Consider the following 17,365-nt stretch of genomic DNA (forward strand, 5'->3'; position numbering starts at 1 on the left):
TACTTTATAATTAAACGAGAGAATGAGACTGAAATTAGTTTATATATATAGCTTCGTTGTGACATTATTATATCTGCTTACTGCTTGTACTGACGGAATAGAAGCATCTTCCGATAGTAATGGCCAGGGGGAAGGCAAGGAAATTCCTGTCAGTATCATGCCGAAACTTGTTGCAGGGGATGAAAATGAGGTATCACAATTGCGTGTTATCATTTTCTCGACACGTACTTCCAATCCTTACGGCCCTAAAGTTTTAGTCAGCAATCAATTGATAGATGTAAATGAAGATTATGTTGCCATTACCTATATAGGATACAATGATATTTATGTGATAGGAAATGAACCGGTAGATCTTTCGGGAATCAATAGCCCTGAAGAATTGAAAAATATTCAGATGAATACGGAAAGCAGCCTGAGTGCTTCAAAATTTGTATTTTTCCGGCAGTTGCTCAATGTGAATGTACGGAGTAAAAATGAGATATATCCGGAAGGGGCATCCGCTTCTGTTTCAAAACTGGAGATAAAGTTGCAACGAGTGATTGCCAAGTTAAGTGTGAAGTTTGACCTTAGTACGGAGATTTGTGAAAATGGAACCCCTACAGGTGAATTCGTTAATCTTGAGTCTATGGAGTTACTTCGTATTCCAAAGTATAGTTATCTGGCTTCCTGTAAATACAGGATAGAAGAGGGGTTTCTAGATAACCGCGTTTTTTCACTAGAAAATAGCAGTGCAGAACAGAATCATTTCACATGGTCATCCGGTGATATATATTTGCCGGAATATCTGCCGATGGATGAGATTTACAGAATGGTATTGCGCATTAAAGGGACATCAAGAGGAATCACCCGTATATATACTTTGCCGATTGGTGATGCGATGAATTCAATTGATTCACATTCTACAGAATGGAATATAACCCGCAACAGGCATTATAGTTTGAATATTAAAGCGATTACCGGTTATGGAGAGGAGTCCCTTGAAGTGAAATCCAACGTTTCCGGATGGTCGGAAGTCAATGTTCCGATTGAAATAACGGGAGCTAGTTTTCTTGCAGTCAACAAAAAGACGGTCGAAGTAAAGTCTTTACGCTTTTACTCGTATGTGCGTTTTGCTTGTAACGCTCCGGTTGAAGTGAAACTTCCCGATGAGGTGACAATCGGTAATCAACTGCAGATGACAATAGAATATGATGACGCGACAAAGAAAAGCGGTCGCGTCGGGTTCAGACGTGGAAATTGGAATACTGGTAATGATATTATATATGTAACTACATTAAAATCGGGTACCGCATCTGTTGAACTTAATCTGCAACTTTATAGATCTGAAACAATTCGTGTCGGAAATAACCTTGTTACTTGGGCTGAAGCCATGGGATATTGGGAAGAGGCTAACTGGATACGTACGGGTATTTATAATGATGAGTTTTATAAAAGAGCCACCCGGGAAACTGGATGTAGAGCATATTATCCTGAAGGAGTAAATGAGAATGATGCAACAAGAGGGAAAGGATGCTGGAGATTAGCTACCATACGTGAAAATTGGGCAATTAATTCTGCTGAAGCATGGTGCATAGAGGAACATGATACAAATGGCAGAAAGGCATATGTAAGTTACGGATCGGGAAATCTCATAGACGATTATAAAGAGAATAAAAAATATCGCTATAACTGTACCCTTGATGTCCGTCCCCCTGAACTTTCAGATTTTATAGTCTCAAGTTCAGATGTAACGAATGTCACGAAGGAAAATGCGTCTTCTATATGTGCAAATTTAGGTAGTGGATGGAGATTGCCTACAGGAAAAGAAATGAATTATGTTTTCCTGAATGCCGGAACCAACGGGCTTCCCAATAATTTCTTTTCGGACAGTTATTGGGGAAAGAATGAGGACGGTACTTTCATTGTAGCAACAATGAGCGATCCGAACGGAAATGTCACGACGGATGAATTGCGAAATGGGAGACATACGGTACGTTGTGTGAAATTACGTTATCCCCCTATTGGATAAGGAAAATGATAGATATGATAGTGAAAAAGAAATATATTCAATTAGTCCTGTTTGTATTGCTTTTCTCTTTTGGGGCTTGCAATAGTGATGAAATGTCGGATATCAACGATACAACAGAAGTACAGGAGCAAATGGTTTTGAAACTAAGTGTGCAACAAGAGTCTGTTGTGTATACGCGGGGAACAGGTACCCTTGCCGATGAAGCAAAGGTTGAAAGTATGGATTTTCTGATATTCAATCATGACGGAAAAATTGTTTATCATCAGCATCCTGTATTGGAATGGACTGGAAATGAATATAAGACGACAGTAAACATTCCTTCGGCGACAGGAGAGCATACATTGTATCTGATAGCTAATTATCCGATGGAAGCAGGGACAATACATACTTTACAGGACTTGGAAAGCAGGATATGCACAAGTACGAAAGCACTTGTAAAACCACCCTTTGTAATGGCTACCAGGCGCATAACTCTTTCATCACTCAACATGATAGCTATTCGTAATGCGATGGAAAGTGACGGTAGCAATGGTTTCAGTTTAAAACGGAATGTTGCGAAATTCAGTGTGGGAGTGGCAGACAACAATTTTGAATTGATTTCAATAAATTGGTTGGGTTGTCCTGTGTCAGCCTCTGTATTGGCAGACGTGGATTATACCAGTCCGTCCACTTTGTCCGTCAGTAACCTTGCTCCTTCGTCAAATCCTATTTGTCTGTATCAGATTCGGAAAATGGGTTTGGATGCGCATAAAGGATTTCACATTGTTGTACATGGAAAATATACGGCAGCGGATGGGACAGAAAAGGAAGGATACTATAAACTCCGTCTATGTACAATAGATGATGCTACAGGAGAAAAAGTTCCGTTGACTTCAATTGTAGGCAATGATTACTATAAACTGAATATCCGGAGTGTTACGGGATTTGGCGCTAATTCATTCGAGAATGCAGAAAAGAATGGATTTACTAATGATATGGAAGCATTCATGTTATTAGAGTATAATGGTACACATGATTATCAAGAGAATTATTTGCAGAATGGTTATCAGATGGGATTTGAAAATTCCCGTTGGATTATATACAGTAATGAAACCTTGAATTCTTTTGTGTTAGGTCATTTCTACCGGTGCATCCGGGATGAATCATTGGAAGGTTACACCATGTTTGATCCGGATTATCCTAATCTTCAGCGTGGATTGATAACGGTGAAAGCAAATGGGACAGAAATAACGGGGGAAACAGTTTGTAATGATACTTCTGATAATCCCGTCGAGATGGACTTATGTTTCACGGAATCGAGTGAAGTTGCAGGTACGGAATACTCTTTTACGAGTATTATCCAATATGGTGTTCTACAAAAAACGGTAACTGTTGAACGTCATTCCTCTATCGGTCGGTCATATACAGTGCTTCCTATGTTATATACGAATTACGGGGAAGTGTTCGATTCATGTGATTGGATCGGGATAGCTGAACAACGGCACGAAGGTGCTATTACTTATCCGCAGTTAGACTCTGCTAATGATTACATTTTTGTCCATGTAAAGGAAAATGGCACAGGCAATGCACGTGAAGGAAAGGTGCGTCTGTTTGGTAGGAATGGATATTTTGAACTTCGGATACGTCAGGAAGGATAATTCAAATAGTGTTAAGAGTGAAAGGAGATATGAGGATGAATATATTAAACGATATTTTGGAAAAAGAAGGTGATAATCGAGGCTCTGTTTATTTGTATTGTCTAGAGGATTCATGGAAAGCATTCGGATATTCTGCTTTTTATCTGTCTTTACTTTATCCGGGGATTAAAATCGTGAAATATGATAATCCGGATATTATATGTTTTTGTATGTGTATATCGGATGATTGTCTGATGGAAATATTCGAGATGAGCCGGATATATGTCGGGAATGAATGTATAGAGATGAAAGTGCCGGAAAGGATTTGCGGTGGAGAAAACGAGTATGTCAAATGGTGTAATGAATTGTGCTTGAACTTGTAGAATTATGAATAAACGAAGATTAAGGTTATTACACCTTTTAAGATTGGTAATCCATCAGAAATATATAAGACTTCTTTATATTACTTTAGGCGTGTTTTTACTTTTATGTACTTGTTCTGCCAATTCTGGTAAATCAAATGCTATGGCAAAGCAACAAAAAGACAGCATACTGATAGAGCGCTTTTGGGATACGTATGATTTTACAGATACTATCCGGTTAAGCAGCTCTGCCACTACCGAAAGGATGTTGGTGGATTATCTTTCTCAATTGTCGGAACTGACAGAGGAAAGGGCTTGTGAAAATATCAGGAGATTGGTGTTGAAGACTAAAGTTAATAAGGTGGTAAACCGTTGGTTTCTACAACGGTTGGAGCATCATCTATATGAACCTGATTCGTCACTACGGAATGATAGTTATTATATTTCTGTATTGGAGGAAGCATTAACATCCGGACATTTAGATGGAATGATGCGTATACGTCCCTTGTATCAATTGAAAATGCTTAAAAAGAACCGGATAGGGATAAAAGCTGCTGATTTTACTTTCATTCTTTCTACGGGAGAATTTCAAAAACTATGGGATGTTTCCGCTAAATATACGTTATTGCTGTTTTATGATCCGGATTGTATTTATTGTCGGCAATCAATGATGGAACTGTCTGAATCATCGGTAATAAGTTCCTTCTTGCAACATAGTGGACTATCCCTATCGCAACTTGCTCTTGTTACGATTTGTACGGAAGGTGAAATGGATGCGTGGAAAGAATATCAGCAGTCTCTTCCTTCTGTGTGGATAAACGGTTATGATGTCAGGAAGGTGTTGACTGAAAAAGAACTATATTTCTTACGTTCTCTTCCCTCGATATATTTGTTGGGAGAGGACAAGCAAGTATTATTGAAAGAACCCTCTTCTATAAGTGAAGTTACCAGTTATTTATTAAATAAGTATGATGATATATAATAGTGGCATAAGAAAAATGGAATCATGACTTTTCCGCTGCCTGTGAAGGTAGCCTATTGTTTGTTTTGTTTGTGTGTGCATCTTTTTCCCGGTGGGGAAGAAGGTGCACTTTTTTATTATGATATTTATTAGTTTGAATATATTTGTTTATTTATTATTCTCCCCCAGGTATTGATTTTGTCGCTTTTTTCTGCTTTTCGTCGTTTTCTTGTCGTTTATTTAGTTCCTCTATGTCAGTTGTATATGTCTGAAATGCTTTTTAGTACTTTTCTGATGAGGTTATTAGGTGTCGTTTCATCTCCGTGGAAGATGCTGCATCTTTGCATCGTTAACGTTAGCGAAGTGATAATTAAAACAGTATTTATTTAAAAAAGAAAAGTAGTATGGCTATTAGATTTAGAAGGGTGTCTCGCCTGTGTGACCCTACAAATAAAGAAGCAGGAAAGAAAGTGTATCCGGTGATTTCTTATCAGTATGATACGAGTGCAACGTTGGATGAGTTTGCCAAGGAAATTGCGTCTGTTTCCGGTGTCAGCGAGGGTGAAACGATTAGTGTATTGAAGGATTTCCGTACGTTATTGAGAAAGACATTGCTGGGTGGCCGTTCGGTGAATATCGCCGGTCTGGGATATTTTTACCTTTCCGCTCAAAGCAAAGGGACGGAGAAGGCGGAAGATTTTACGATCGCTAATATTTCAGGGCTTCGTATCTGTTTTCGTGCTAACTCGGACATTCGTCTGTTTACCGGGACGACTACCCGTTCGGATGGATTGAAGTTCAAGGATTTGGATCATATTAATGATTCGGGTAGTGTTGGTGACGGTTCGGATGATGGGGGTGAAACTCCGGATCCGGATGGTGGTTCGGGTGGTAATAGTGAAGCACCGGATCCGGCTGCGTGATTCATGAGCCGTTGAGAACTGTCTGGTTTGTATGGAATGGGGCTTCGGCCTCATTCTTTCTTTATAACTACGTAAAAATATAAATATGCAAATAACTACAATCCTTGCTTTTATTACCGCTATGGGTGGTTTGGAAGCTGTGAAATGGTTAGTGAGGTATATCACTTGCCGCAAGACGGATGCACGGAAAGAGGAAGCGTCCGTGAACAGTATGGAAGAAGAAAATCGCCGTAAAAAGGTGGACTGGCTGGAAGAACGGCTGACTCAACGTGACGAGAAGATAGACGGGCTTTATATTGAACTTCGCAAGGAGCAGGAAGAAAAGATAAACTGGATACATAAATGTCATGAAATGGAGTTGATACAGAAGGAGTCGGAATTGAAGAAGTGTGAGATTAGAGGGTGTGTGAAGCGTATGCCGCCTTCGGATTATTAACAGGTACATTTGAACTAATAATGAATTATCATGAGAAATATAGATTCTATCATAGTGCATTGTTCGGCTACGAAAGCCGGACAGGATTTTACTGCCACAGATATTGACCGTTGGCACCGGGAACGTGGGTTCAACGGTATCGGGTATCACTATGTGATCCGTTTGGATGGGAAATTGGAAAAGGGGCGGGATGTCGCTTTGGCCGGTGCTCATTGTAAAGGTTGGAATGAGCAGAGTATCGGGATATGTTATATCGGCGGATTGGATGAGAACGGGCGTCCGGCAGATACCCGAACGAATGCTCAAAAACGGGTGCTTTATCAGATTATTATGGATTTACAGCGGGAATATAATATTCTCCAAGTGTTGGGACATCGGGATACTTCACCGGACTTGAATGGTGACGGAGTGATTGAACCTTATGAATATGTGAAGGCTTGTCCCTGTTTTGATGTGAAGGAGTTTTTGAGGAGTGGGAGGGAGTTACTGTTTGTGTTGTTGGTGGCTTTGGTTGTGCCTGTATTGCTGTCGGGATGTAGGAGTAAGAAAGAGGTGATAAACAGGGAGAGTGAAGTTAGGGTTGATTCAAGTTTAAATAGTAGCTCCGGGAAAAGTCTTGTTAAAAATAAGGTTGCTTCAGAAAAGGATTCGGAGGTGGTGGGGGAGCATATCGAGCAGGTGTTGTTTGTATTTCCTGTGGATACGCTTAGATTGAAGGCTGGGATGGTGGTGAAGACTGTGGTGGATAGGAAAAATGTTAATGAGAAACAACTGCTTCAAGAAGTAGATTTACAGTCTGTGAGCTTGTCGGATATGAGTGCTAAGACAGAGATTCATAAAACGGGAGTTGAGAAAACTACTAATAGGACAACCGGAGGTTGGTATTGGTATGGAATTATTTTGCTGGTTTTAGTTATCGTGTGTTGGATTTGCAAAGTGAAGAGGAAGTGAGATGTTGTTTGTCTGGTACAAAGTTAGTTTTGATGAAAAATGGAGTCATGGTAGTGCTGTCTGTGAAACTGTGTACTTTTTTGTGGAGTTTGTATGTGTATTCCCATGGAAATGCGTATCTTTGAATAATCAAAATAGAGGAAAAATCATGGACGGGATATTACGTAAACTTCCTATTGGAATACAGACTTTTGAGAAACTTCGTGAAGGAGATTATCTTTATGTGGATAAGACTGCTCTTGTATGGAGAATTGCTTCAACGGAGACTCCTTATTTTTTAAGTCGTCCTCGTCGTTTTGGCAAGAGTCTTCTTCTTTCTACTTTTGAAGCTTATTTCGAAGGTAAGAAAGAATTATTTGAAGGGTTGGCCATAGCTGATATGGAAAAGGAATGGAAGACATATCCGCTATTTCATTTGGATTTAAACGCGGAAAAATATGATTCTCCCCAGGCTTTAGTCGAAATTCTTAGCAGGCAGTTGACGCAATGGGAACTGAAATATGGCAAAGGGGAGGATGAGGAAACTCTCTCCGGACGTTTTGCGGGTGTAATTCGCCGAGCCTGTGAACAGTCTGGTCGTGGAGTCGTAGTCTTGGTGGATGAATATGATAAACCTTTGTTGCAGGCATTGGGTGATGACGCTTTGCTTGATGACTATCGTAAGACATTGAAGGCCTTCTATGGTGTACTGAAAAGTTCTGACCGTTATCTTCGTTTTGTTTTCCTTACCGGTGTGACTAAGTTTGCGCAAGTCAGTGTGTTCAGTGATTTGAATCAACTGAATGATATCAGTATGAAGCCGCAGTATGCCACGATTTGTGGTATTACACGACAAGAATTGGAGGATACTTTTATTCCTGAACTGAATCGATTGGCAGAAACAAATGAACTGACTTATGAAGAAACATTAAATAAGATGACGGCTTTATATGACGGTTATCATTTTTGTGAGTTTGCGGAAGGAGTATTCAATCCATTCAGTGTGCTTAACGTTTTTGACGGGTATAAGTTTAGTAACTATTGGTTCCAAACCGGTACTCCTACTTTTTTAGTCGAACTGCTTAAAAAGAGTGAGTATGATTTGCGTACGTTGATTGATGGGGTAGAAGCCAATGCTTCTTCGTTTATGGAATATAGGGTAGATGCTAATAATCCGATTCCGTTGATTTATCAGAGTGGCTATTTGACTATAAAGGGGTATGACAAGCGTTTTGGAAACTACCTGCTGAAATTTCCCAATGATGAAGTACGATATGGATTTATGGATTTTTTGGTTCCTTATTACACATCAGTGGTAGATGATGAACGGGGCTTTTATCTAGGTAAATTTGTACGTGAATTGGAGAGTGGTGATGTTGACGCTTTTCTTACCCGCTTACAAGCTTTCTTCGCAGATTTCCCTTATGAACTGAACGAAAAGACCGAACGTCATTATCAAGTTGTATTTTACTTAGTATTCAAATTGATGGGACAATTTACCGGAGCAGAGGTTCTTAGTGCCCGCGGACGGGCGGATGCAGTGGTGAAAACTCCGAAGTATATTTATGTATTTGAATTTAAACTGAATGGTACTGCCGAACAGGCTTTGCAGCAGATTGATGAAAAAGGCTATCTGATACCTTATCAGGTAGACGGGCGTGAGTTGGTTAAAGTTGGAGTGGAGTTCAGTGCAGAAAAAAGGAATATAGACCGGTGGCTGTATTAGCTCGATAACCATGTTGTTAAAGGAGTTACGGAGCCGTTTGAGATTGTTCAAGCGGCTCTTGTTTTGCGGGTAGTTCTTCTTATCGTTTGTTTTAAATCCAAATCATAATCTCTATTTCTTTATCAGTTGTGATCTTTTCCTTTTTTCTGATTTCCGCTTTGAGAGGAAGTAAATAAGTATCAAGTTTGGTGTCAAACCAGATTGCGGTTTCCCATTGGGTATTGCCTGTTTTGGCCGTCATCTTCAACCGTCCCCAGCCTTCCTCTAAGAATCCGAGATTCTCTCTTATTTCTTTGGACATCTCTTTCGGCAGGCAGGCTATGTGCCAACCGCCCGTTCCAACAGTTGATGAGTAGTTCCATACTTTTGCGGTAAACTCGTATTTCATTCCTTTATTTTCCATTGTACAAAAATAGGTAATAATAGGAGATTGGTTGTTCTTTTTCTCTCAATTAATTTTCGATGTTATATTCTATTACAGGAACCGACAACTGGGTGAAGAAACAGAATAAGTCAAAGTTAACTTGTGCATAGCCCTTGTGGCTGCCACATAAAGCATACTTTTATCAATATTGGAATGATAGTTCTTATCATCTGTTTGCGGAATGATTACTTCGTCAAATTCCAGTCCTTTCGCCATATGGGCGGAAGTGATGATAATCCCTTTCACATAAGCAGAACTTTGATTGGACAAAAGTGAGATGTCGTTTGCATATATCTGGAGCTTTTGAACAAGTTTTTTTGCTTGGGATTCTGTTTTGCAGATGATCCCTAATGAGGTATAATGGGAGTTCCTGAAGGAGTTTACTAAATCCGCAATACCTTGGATCTCTTCTTCTGTATTTTTGAATGGAAGAATCTTGGGGTGTTCCCCATGTCTCATAATCGGTTCTAATTCATTGTTCGGTTGAATTTTTTGTGCAAAACTGGTGATCTCAAAAGTAGAACGATAGCTTTTGCAAAGTTTCATTATTTCTCCTGTTGCAAATGCTTTCTGAATCATATCGGCAGTGGAAGAACCATAAGGATTGACGGATTGGGAAGTGTCTCCAAGAATTGTTTTTCGACACGGATAAAGTTTTTGAATCACTTTGTATTGTATGGGAGAATAGTCTTGCATTTCGTCTATCAGAAGATGTTTGACATAAGATTGGGCGTTGTTCCCATTTAATGCGATATGCAGATAAGCCAAAGGAGCTAAATCCGCATATTCCAGTATGCGGTTTTTGCGTGTCTTGAACATCTCCGGTTTTCCGATCCACTCAAAAAAATCTTTATAGATTTGGAGATCGTTATTTCCCGCGAACATCTTTTTTATCTCTTTCTTTAGTTGGTTTTTCTCCGGAGTACTAACTGTGAGATTATATTGTAGTTGCATCATTTCCAGAATGTAACCTGTCATAGTCTCAAATCGTTGACGTATGGGATAGCGGTGGAATCGTTTGAACTGTTCGTTAATAAATTCGGCAGGAATGGTGATGTATTTGGTGAGTTTTACGTCTGTTGCTTTGAAATAGTTGTTTTCCATGTAAAGGATGAATTTGTCAAGTAGTGATATAAACTCGAAGGAGGCTTTGTATTGAATCCGTTCGATAAAGTCGGGTGTCGGGTTTTCTAATAGTTCCGTCACTTGGTCGAAGAAATTCTGGTGTTTATATTTGTTGTCAATTACGTCCGACAGAATTTGCTCCATGCTGGTTTCGGGAACGGTCTCTTCGCCAAGTTCCGGAAGTACATTAGAAATGTAATCGGCAAATACTTTATTGGGGGAGATGATTAATATGTCTTTGGAAGAAATCTGTCCTTTCTGTGCATAAAGCAGGTAGGCAATACGATGGAGCGCGATAGAGGTTTTTCCTGAACCGGCAACACCTTGTATAATAAGTACAGAAGCGTTTTCATTGCGGATGATCTGATTCTGTTCCCTCTGAATTGTCGTGACGATATTTTTCATTTTATTGTCGGCATTGGAACATAGTTCTTTTTGCAGAATATCGTCATGAACAGTTACGGAACTTTCAATCATATACTCCATTTTTCCTTTGCGAATACGATATTGGCGTTTGAGTGAGATCGCTCCGTTAATTTTGCCTGCCGGAGAGGAGTAGAACGCCTCGCCTAATTCATGATCGTAGAACATGCTTGAAATAGGAGCTCGCCAATCGTAAATCAGATTCTTTTTTTGATTGAGGTCATAGAAAGTATGTATTCCTATATAGATCGGACTAACTTGGCTTTTGTCTTTCTTTTCCTGAAAGTCGATTCGTCCGAAATAGGGGATATCCAGTATTTTGCTTAGTCGCCTGCGTTTGTCAATTACATTTTCACCTAATGCAAAATGATTTAAGATGCTTTCGCGCATGGAACGGATTTCGTGGGGATCGATATCTTTGTTCGACCATAGATAATCTTTGTACTCCTGCAGGGTGTCTATATGCTCTTTGACGGAAGTACTGGTAGTGTTAATCGTATCATGGATAGTGGTTATGACTTGCTGTAAATACTCTTTTTCCTGTTTCTCTGTTTGATTGAATATCATAATCTCTTTTTAGTTGTATGATGAAGAATTGAAATTGCAGGCAAAGTTAGCTCAACCCATTTAGGGATTAAATAGTTATTTATAGCTATATATGTATCCTTTTTCCTATTTTTGCATACTTACTTAATAAGGAAAAAGATGAATATTCTTGAATTGGCAAAACGTAACCAGCAGAAAGCTTGGGAGATTATAGAGGATACCCGTATTGTTCGGATATGGGAGGGGATTGGTGCCAAAGTGAATCTGGTAGGTTCGTTGCGTACGGGATTATTGATGAAACATCGGGATATTGATTTTCATATTTATACCTCCCCTTTGGATTTGTCTGCCAGCTTTCGGGTGATGGCTGAATTGGCGGAAAATATGTCCATAAAGAAGATTGAATATACGAATTTATTACATACAGCAGAAGCGTGTATAGAGTGGCATGCATGGTATAAGGATATGGAAGGAGAACTCTGGCAAATGGATATGATTCATATCCAAGAAGGCTCTCGTTATGATGGCTATTTTGAAAGGGTGGCCGAACGCATTTCTGCGGTATTGACAGATGAAATGAGACTGGCTATCCTGAAATTAAAATACGAAACGCCTGATACGGAAAAGATTATGGGAGTGGAGTATTATCAAGCTGTGATTCAGGATGGTGTACGTAGTTATCCGGAATTTGAGGAATGGAGAAGATTGCATCCGGTGGTGGGTGTGGTGGAATGGATGCCCTAGCCAGATTGGATCACAGTGCGGGGAGAAAGATTGCATGTATTAACTTAGCAATCCACTCTCTTGTCCTAAACGAATGGCTTCAATGGAATTCTGTACACCTAACTTCCGTAACAAATTTTGTCGATGAATATTAACTGTATGAATGCTGATGCATAATTTGTCTGCGATTTCTTTACTTAACAGGCCTTTTTGAATAAGACGTAATACTTCTATTTCCCGATTAGTAAGATTGGTAGAAGGCAGTAACGATAGGGAAGGAGAAAATATTTCTCCATTCTTTAGATTCAGGACGGTACAATCTACGGTTTCAGAGGCTTTTTGGTCGGGTGATATGTCCATGTTTCCTATGATAAGCCATGCTTTACCGTTGCGGTCCTGTTCCAATACCTGATGTCTGCTGGCGACACGTATGTACTGTTGTTTCGCATTAAGCATACGAAAACTGTAAATGTTAGAATAGCTATTCCGTTGCTCAAAAGGCAGGCTATAGATGAATTGGCTTAGTGTGACCTGTAATGCCGCCAGTTGTGCGCGATCATCGGGATGGATGCGCGATTCCAGATAATCACCCTGTCTTTCTAATGTTTCTATCTTGTGGCTGTCGTATCCCAGTAAATCAACAAAATTCGGAGAGGCGTAAGCATATTTGCATTTATAAACATCGACAACAAATGTACAGTTACGGCCCATTTTCGAGAGTTGATGAAGCATGGATTTATCCCGTTCCCATACGGCATAGTCAATGTCGGTAGCAGATAGATGCTGCTTTGCCCACATTTCTTCTCTAGTTGTAGTGTTTAGTTTCATTCTCGGATATATTTGTTGGGTGTATCTTAATAATTGTTCTGGAACAAAAATAGATATATTATGGGAAATGGTCAAGAATGAATGAGAGAATTGCTAATTGTGACTGTTTTGTGTGATTGACATGCTAACAAATGATAATAATTGAGCTTCTATTGAAAAATATAGAATAAAAACATAGTTATCTAATTTATTGTGTTACCTTTGTTCCCAGAGTTTGAGTTACGAATCATTATTGTGTAGTTCTTCTTTTTAATATATTATTAGTAAGTAGTCCTCTTCTGTAATTATCCTCCTCACTCCAAAATAGTATTTATTTTAATAAAATTTTTAGATGAACATTTACATTTCAGGTTTAAGCTATGGCACAACTGATGCCGACTTAACAAATTTATTTGCAGAGTTTGGAGAAGTTTCTTCAGCCAAAGTTATTTTTGATAGAGAAACTGGTAGATCCAGAGGATTTGCTTTCGTAGAAATGACGAACGATGGAGAAGGACAAAAAGCAATTGATGAACTGAATGGAGTTGAATACGACCAGAAGGTTATTTCAGTAAGCGTTGCACGCCCTCGTACTGAAAGACCGTCAAACGGTGGAGGCCGTGGTGGTTATAATAACTCTAGAAGATATTAATATCCGAATGAAAGCAGAAGATTCTGTCTTCTGCTTTCATTTAAAAGCTGTTTCCGTTTCATGATTCAACGGGGAATCTCTACTGAATAGAGAAGACGAAAAATCATTTTACATTTAAGTTCTGCTAATTCTGGCTCTTCTATGCAAAATTAGGAATTTCTAATCCTGTACTTTCCATTCTGAAAATAGATTTATTAGGCTTTTTTGTAATACAATACTCTTGAAATAGTCAAGGGCATATAGTTTAATAAATTATCCAACAAGGTAAATCATTCGTAACAGAACCAAGTATTGAGCACTTGAATAAAGTATGCTCACTTCTATCTGTCTGTTTTGCCAATACAAAATAAAACATATGAAATCGTTCTTTATAGGAAATATTGAAATTAAAACACCTGTCATACAAGGTGGAATGGGAGTAGGAATCTCACTGTCCGGTCTGGCATCAGCAGTTGCAAATGAAGGCGGAGTAGGCGTTATATCATGTGCGGGTTTAGGATTGTTATATCCCAAGGGAAAAGGCTCTTATCCGGAGAAATGTATAAGTGGACTGAGAGAAGAAATTCACAAGGCACGTACAAAAACAGAAGGTATTATTGGCGTAAACGTCATGGTTGCTTTATCTAATTATGCCGATATGGTGCGTACTGCGATTGAGGAAAAGATAGATGTGGTATTTTCAGGTGCGGGACTTCCGCTTGATCTGCCGTCATATTTGACCCCAGAAAGTGTAACCAAGTTAGTTCCTATTGTATCTTCTTCAAGAGCTGCCAAGGTTATTTGTGACAAGTGGCAAAAAAACTATAACTATCTGCCCGATGCAATTGTGGTGGAAGGGCCTAAAGCCGGTGGGCATTTAGGATTTAAAAAAGAACAAATACAGGATCAGCATTATGCTCTGGAAGCATTGATTCCGGAAGTGGTAATGATTGCATCCAGTTATAAAGAACAAAAGCAGATTCCGGTGATTGCTGCCGGTGGAATTTCGACAGGTGAGGATATAGCACATTTTATGGAATTGGGAGCTTCCGGTGTGCAAATGGGTAGTATTTTTGTTACCACCCTTGAATGTGATGCTTCAGAAACATTCAAAGAAGTATATATTCATTCCAAGTCCGAAGATGTTCTTATTATAGAAAGTCCTGTCGGGATGCCGGGAAGGGCTATTGATGGAGAATTTATTCATAATGTGAATAATGGTTTGGAGAGACCTAAAAGTTGCTCATTCCATTGTATAAAGACATGTGATTATACAAAAGTCCTTATTGCATTATTAAGGCTCTATATAATGCAGCCAGAGGAAATATGAAAAAAGGCTATGCATTTGCTGGTAGCAATGCCTTTCTCGCAGAAAAAATCAGTAGCGTAAAAGAAGTAATGGCTACATTGGAACGCGAGTTTTTTTTAGCAACCCACAGACTGGCTTAATGATTGAAACTCTGCTTTTTCATGATTGAAATTGTCCGGGTTTCCCACTATATATAAAACTAATCGCTGTTTGAGTACAGCAAAAATAACATTTATGACATTTAAAGAATTAAATATAACCGAACCGATTTTAAAAGCAATTGAAGAAAAAGGATATACAGTACCAACTCCCATTCAGGAAAAAGCGATTCCGCCTGCACTGGCAAAAAGAGATATATTAGGCTGTGCGCAAACCGGTACCGGAAAGACGGCTTCATTTGCTATTCCTATCATACAGCATTTGCAACTGGATAAAGAGGCTGCCAGACGTCAGGGAATTAAAGCCTTGATATTGACGCCCACACGTGAGCTTGCCTTGCAAATCAGTGAGTGTATTGACGATTATTCAAAACATACTCGTATTCGCCATGGAGTAATCTTTGGTGGTGTAAATCAACGCCCGCAGGTTGATCTGTTGCGTAAAGGTATTGATATTCTGGTCGCTACTCCGGGACGTTTGCTTGACCTGATGACTCAGGGACATATACATTTGGACACTATCCAATATTTTGTATTGGATGAGGCTGACCGTATGCTTGATATGGGATTTATCCATGATATTAAGCGGATATTGCCGAAACTTCCAAAAGAAAAGCAGACTTTGTTTTTCTCGGCAACAATGCCTGATTCTATTATCTCCTTGACTAAGTCTCTGCTGAAGAATCCGGTGAAGATTTACATAACACCGAAATCATCTACTGTAGATTCTATCAAGCAGGTGGTGTATTTTGTTGAAAAGAAGGAGAAAAGCCAGTTGCTTATTTCGATATTGTCGAAGGCAGAAGATCAGTCAGTACTTATCTTCTCACGTACGAAACACAATGCTGATAAGATTGTGAAGATTCTGGGCAAGGCTGGAATTGGCAGCCAGGCTATTCATGGAAATAAGAGCCAGGCGGCAAGACAGTCTGCATTGGGCAACTTTAAATCGGGAAAAACTCGGGTGATGGTTGCCACTGATATTGCTTCCAGGGGGATTGATATTAACGAATTACCTTTGGTTATCAACTATGATCTTCCGGATGTTCCCGAAACCTATGTGCACCGTATTGGGCGTACAGGAAGAGCTGGGAATATGGGAACTGCACTTACATTCTGTTCGCAGGAAGAACGTAAACTGGTGAATGATATTCAAAAGTTAACCGGTAAGAAACTCAATAAGGCTGATTTCACTATTTGAAAGTAAGCACTTACATTATTTATTCATTAAAAATATAGTATAAACTAAATATTATTTCTATGGCAAAATCCATGACAGTAGGTAAACGTGAAAATGAAAAGAAAAGAATCGCTAAGCGCGAAGAAAAATTAAAGAAGAAAGAAAATAAGAAATTATCGGGCAGCTCAAACAGCTTTGAAGATATGATTGCTTATGTTGATGAGAACGGGAGAATAACCTCAACTCCTCCGACAGAAAATGTCAGAAAAGAAGAGATCAACCCGGATGAAATAGTTATAGCAACTCCTAAAAAAGAGGATGAAGAGCCAACTATTTTGAGAGGACGGGTTGAGTTTTTTAATGAGTCAAGAGGATTTGGTTTTATTAAAGATCTTTCCGGCGTTGAGAAGTACTTTTTTCATGTAAACAATGTCGTTGGTAATATTACAGAAAATAATATCGTAACATTTGATCTTGAACGTGGAGTGAAAGGGATGAATGCGGTCAATATCTCGTTGGAAAACAAATCTAAGCCGGAAAATTTAGCTCAAACAGAATCTGTATAAGAATATCTGTATTCTGCTTGTGTATAACAAAAAACAAAAAAATAATTTGAGATATGAAAAAAGGTAATATAATGCGCGATGTTATTTCATCCAGTCAGTTTACTGCAAACGTGATTAAGGAGTACAAAAAAGGTTTGGGAGATGTAGTGCTGGTAGCAATAACTCCGCGGACTACCATTGAACTTCCTGCACATTTGACTCAAGCAGAAATAGATGCTCGTATAGAGATTTATAAAAAACTACATAGCTCCAAAGGGCTCAGTCTGAAACCTTGGGGGATTGCGTTAAAATTCTTATTTTTGCATCATGAAAACATCCTCTTCCCAAACGATTGATCCTGTTGCTTCTTTAAGCTTGTTCTTGCCTTCAGGAATCCTTGATTACTTTACCCTAGTCAATCATGTTTCTCAGGATACTTGCTTTATTCTTTATTTAGAGGAGAAAGCCACTATTCCTTCTGAGTACTCAGATCTACATCTTCACTCAAAAGGTTTCCTCCCTGAGATTGAAG

15 protein-coding genes and 3 pseudogenes are annotated in these 17,365 nt (G+C 39.1%); 15 read left to right on the top strand and 3 right to left on the bottom strand.

Annotation, left to right across the window (positions count from 1 at the left end):
* Positions 1 to 22 precede the first annotated feature (22 nt).
* The 8 genes from HMPREF0106_RS10780 (at position 23) to HMPREF0106_RS10745 (ending at position 8,962) form a co-directional block, all read left to right on the top strand.
* Positions 23 to 2,008: a hypothetical protein gene (locus HMPREF0106_RS10780; RefSeq protein WP_009040200.1), complete on the top strand. Its 1,986-nt coding sequence runs from the start codon at positions 23 to 25 to the stop codon at positions 2,006 to 2,008.
* Positions 2,009 to 2,013: 5 nt separating this feature from the next.
* Positions 2,014 to 3,645, top strand: a complete 1,632-nt coding sequence (locus tag HMPREF0106_RS10775; RefSeq protein ID WP_009040201.1) for a fimbrial protein — start codon at positions 2,014 to 2,016, stop codon at positions 3,643 to 3,645.
* Positions 3,646 to 3,680: 35 nt separating this feature from the next.
* Positions 3,681 to 4,007, top strand: a complete 327-nt coding sequence (locus HMPREF0106_RS10770; RefSeq protein WP_009040202.1) for a hypothetical protein — start codon at positions 3,681 to 3,683, stop codon at positions 4,005 to 4,007.
* A 142-nt stretch (positions 4,008 to 4,149) separates the two neighbouring features.
* Positions 4,150 to 4,968: a DUF5106 domain-containing protein gene (locus tag HMPREF0106_RS10765; protein WP_032851411.1), complete on the top strand. Its 819-nt coding sequence runs from the start codon at positions 4,150 to 4,152 to the stop codon at positions 4,966 to 4,968.
* Between the two features lie 383 nt (positions 4,969 to 5,351).
* Positions 5,352 to 5,870 (top strand): HU family DNA-binding protein, encoded by a 519-nt coding sequence (locus HMPREF0106_RS10760; protein WP_008774561.1) that lies wholly within the window; start codon positions 5,352 to 5,354, stop codon positions 5,868 to 5,870.
* Between the two features lie 85 nt (positions 5,871 to 5,955).
* Positions 5,956 to 6,306, top strand: a complete 351-nt coding sequence (locus HMPREF0106_RS10755; RefSeq protein ID WP_009040204.1) for a hypothetical protein — start codon at positions 5,956 to 5,958, stop codon at positions 6,304 to 6,306.
* A gap of 30 nt (positions 6,307 to 6,336) precedes the next feature.
* Positions 6,337 to 7,257, top strand: a complete 921-nt coding sequence (locus HMPREF0106_RS10750) for an N-acetylmuramoyl-L-alanine amidase (protein WP_008774559.1) — start codon at positions 6,337 to 6,339, stop codon at positions 7,255 to 7,257.
* A 148-nt stretch (positions 7,258 to 7,405) separates the two neighbouring features.
* Positions 7,406 to 8,962 (top strand): ATP-binding protein, encoded by a 1,557-nt coding sequence (locus HMPREF0106_RS10745; RefSeq protein WP_008774557.1) that lies wholly within the window; start codon positions 7,406 to 7,408, stop codon positions 8,960 to 8,962.
* A gap of 91 nt (positions 8,963 to 9,053) precedes the next feature.
* Here the strand turns inward: HMPREF0106_RS10745 and HMPREF0106_RS10740 are convergent, their stop codons facing one another.
* Positions 9,054 to 9,350, bottom strand: a complete 297-nt coding sequence (locus tag HMPREF0106_RS10740) for a DUF1905 domain-containing protein (RefSeq protein WP_008774556.1) — start codon at positions 9,348 to 9,350, stop codon at positions 9,054 to 9,056.
* A gap of 87 nt (positions 9,351 to 9,437) precedes the next feature.
* Entirely contained in the window at positions 9,438 to 11,501 is a 2,064-nt protein-coding gene (locus HMPREF0106_RS10735) for a HelD family protein (RefSeq protein ID WP_009040207.1), read from the bottom strand.
* 138 nt (positions 11,502 to 11,639) lie between these two features.
* Between HMPREF0106_RS10735 and HMPREF0106_RS10730 the strand changes: the two genes are divergently transcribed.
* Positions 11,640 to 12,224, top strand: a complete 585-nt coding sequence (locus tag HMPREF0106_RS10730) for a hypothetical protein (protein WP_009040208.1) — start codon at positions 11,640 to 11,642, stop codon at positions 12,222 to 12,224.
* 39 nt (positions 12,225 to 12,263) lie between these two features.
* Here the strand turns inward: HMPREF0106_RS10730 and HMPREF0106_RS10725 are convergent, their stop codons facing one another.
* Positions 12,264 to 13,031 (bottom strand): LuxR C-terminal-related transcriptional regulator, encoded by a 768-nt coding sequence (locus tag HMPREF0106_RS10725; protein WP_009040209.1) that lies wholly within the window; start codon positions 13,029 to 13,031, stop codon positions 12,264 to 12,266.
* Between the two features lie 331 nt (positions 13,032 to 13,362).
* Between HMPREF0106_RS10725 and HMPREF0106_RS10720 the strand changes: the two genes are divergently transcribed.
* The 6 genes and pseudogenes from HMPREF0106_RS10720 to HMPREF0106_RS27855 form a co-directional block, all read left to right on the top strand.
* Positions 13,363 to 13,662: an RNA recognition motif domain-containing protein gene (locus tag HMPREF0106_RS10720; RefSeq protein ID WP_004315028.1), complete on the top strand. Its 300-nt coding sequence runs from the start codon at positions 13,363 to 13,365 to the stop codon at positions 13,660 to 13,662.
* A gap of 355 nt (positions 13,663 to 14,017) precedes the next feature.
* A pseudogene (locus tag HMPREF0106_RS10715) lies at positions 14,018 to 15,090 on the top strand (NAD(P)H-dependent flavin oxidoreductase).
* 94 nt (positions 15,091 to 15,184) lie between these two features.
* Entirely contained in the window at positions 15,185 to 16,309 is a 1,125-nt protein-coding gene (locus HMPREF0106_RS10710; protein ID WP_009040210.1) for a DEAD/DEAH box helicase, read from the top strand.
* A gap of 59 nt (positions 16,310 to 16,368) precedes the next feature.
* The gene (locus HMPREF0106_RS10705; protein WP_004315032.1) at positions 16,369 to 16,854 is read left to right on the top strand and encodes a cold shock domain-containing protein; all 486 of its coding nucleotides are present in this window, start codon (positions 16,369 to 16,371) and stop codon (positions 16,852 to 16,854) included.
* A gap of 53 nt (positions 16,855 to 16,907) precedes the next feature.
* Positions 16,908 to 17,108: pseudogene (locus tag HMPREF0106_RS0124775) on the top strand (hypothetical protein); the annotation flags it as partial.
* 52 nt (positions 17,109 to 17,160) lie between these two features.
* A pseudogene (locus HMPREF0106_RS27855) lies at positions 17,161 to 17,365 on the top strand (transposase); the annotation flags it as partial.

Source organism: Bacteroides sp. D22, from assembly GCF_000163675.1.
Lineage (GTDB): Bacteria > Bacteroidota > Bacteroidia > Bacteroidales > Bacteroidaceae > Bacteroides > Bacteroides xylanisolvens.

What these genes read in the sequence shown, in the direction of transcription:
- HMPREF0106_RS10725 (WP_009040209.1), bottom strand. Translation starts at nt 13,031, where the DNA reads ATGAAACTAAACACTACAACTAGAGAAGAAATGTGGGCAAAGCAGCAT.
- HMPREF0106_RS10760 (WP_008774561.1), top strand. Translation starts at nt 5,352, where the DNA reads ATGGCTATTAGATTTAGAAGGGTGTCTCGCCTGTGTGACCCTACAAAT.
- HMPREF0106_RS10730 (WP_009040208.1), top strand. Translation starts at nt 11,640, where the DNA reads ATGAATATTCTTGAATTGGCAAAACGTAACCAGCAGAAAGCTTGGGAG.
- HMPREF0106_RS10765 (WP_032851411.1), top strand. Translation starts at nt 4,150, where the DNA reads ATGGCAAAGCAACAAAAAGACAGCATACTGATAGAGCGCTTTTGGGAT.
- HMPREF0106_RS10750 (WP_008774559.1), top strand. Translation starts at nt 6,337, where the DNA reads ATGAGAAATATAGATTCTATCATAGTGCATTGTTCGGCTACGAAAGCC.
- HMPREF0106_RS10775 (WP_009040201.1), top strand. Translation starts at nt 2,014, where the DNA reads ATGATAGATATGATAGTGAAAAAGAAATATATTCAATTAGTCCTGTTT.
- HMPREF0106_RS10740 (WP_008774556.1), bottom strand. Translation starts at nt 9,350, where the DNA reads ATGAAATACGAGTTTACCGCAAAAGTATGGAACTACTCATCAACTGTT.
- HMPREF0106_RS10710 (WP_009040210.1), top strand. Translation starts at nt 15,185, where the DNA reads ATGACATTTAAAGAATTAAATATAACCGAACCGATTTTAAAAGCAATT.
- HMPREF0106_RS10705 (WP_004315032.1), top strand. Translation starts at nt 16,369, where the DNA reads ATGGCAAAATCCATGACAGTAGGTAAACGTGAAAATGAAAAGAAAAGA.
- HMPREF0106_RS10780 (WP_009040200.1), top strand. Translation starts at nt 23, where the DNA reads ATGAGACTGAAATTAGTTTATATATATAGCTTCGTTGTGACATTATTA.
- HMPREF0106_RS10720 (WP_004315028.1), top strand. Translation starts at nt 13,363, where the DNA reads ATGAACATTTACATTTCAGGTTTAAGCTATGGCACAACTGATGCCGAC.
- HMPREF0106_RS10745 (WP_008774557.1), top strand. Translation starts at nt 7,406, where the DNA reads ATGGACGGGATATTACGTAAACTTCCTATTGGAATACAGACTTTTGAG.
- HMPREF0106_RS10770 (WP_009040202.1), top strand. Translation starts at nt 3,681, where the DNA reads ATGAATATATTAAACGATATTTTGGAAAAAGAAGGTGATAATCGAGGC.
- HMPREF0106_RS10735 (WP_009040207.1), bottom strand. Translation starts at nt 11,501, where the DNA reads ATGATATTCAATCAAACAGAGAAACAGGAAAAAGAGTATTTACAGCAA.
- HMPREF0106_RS10755 (WP_009040204.1), top strand. Translation starts at nt 5,956, where the DNA reads ATGCAAATAACTACAATCCTTGCTTTTATTACCGCTATGGGTGGTTTG.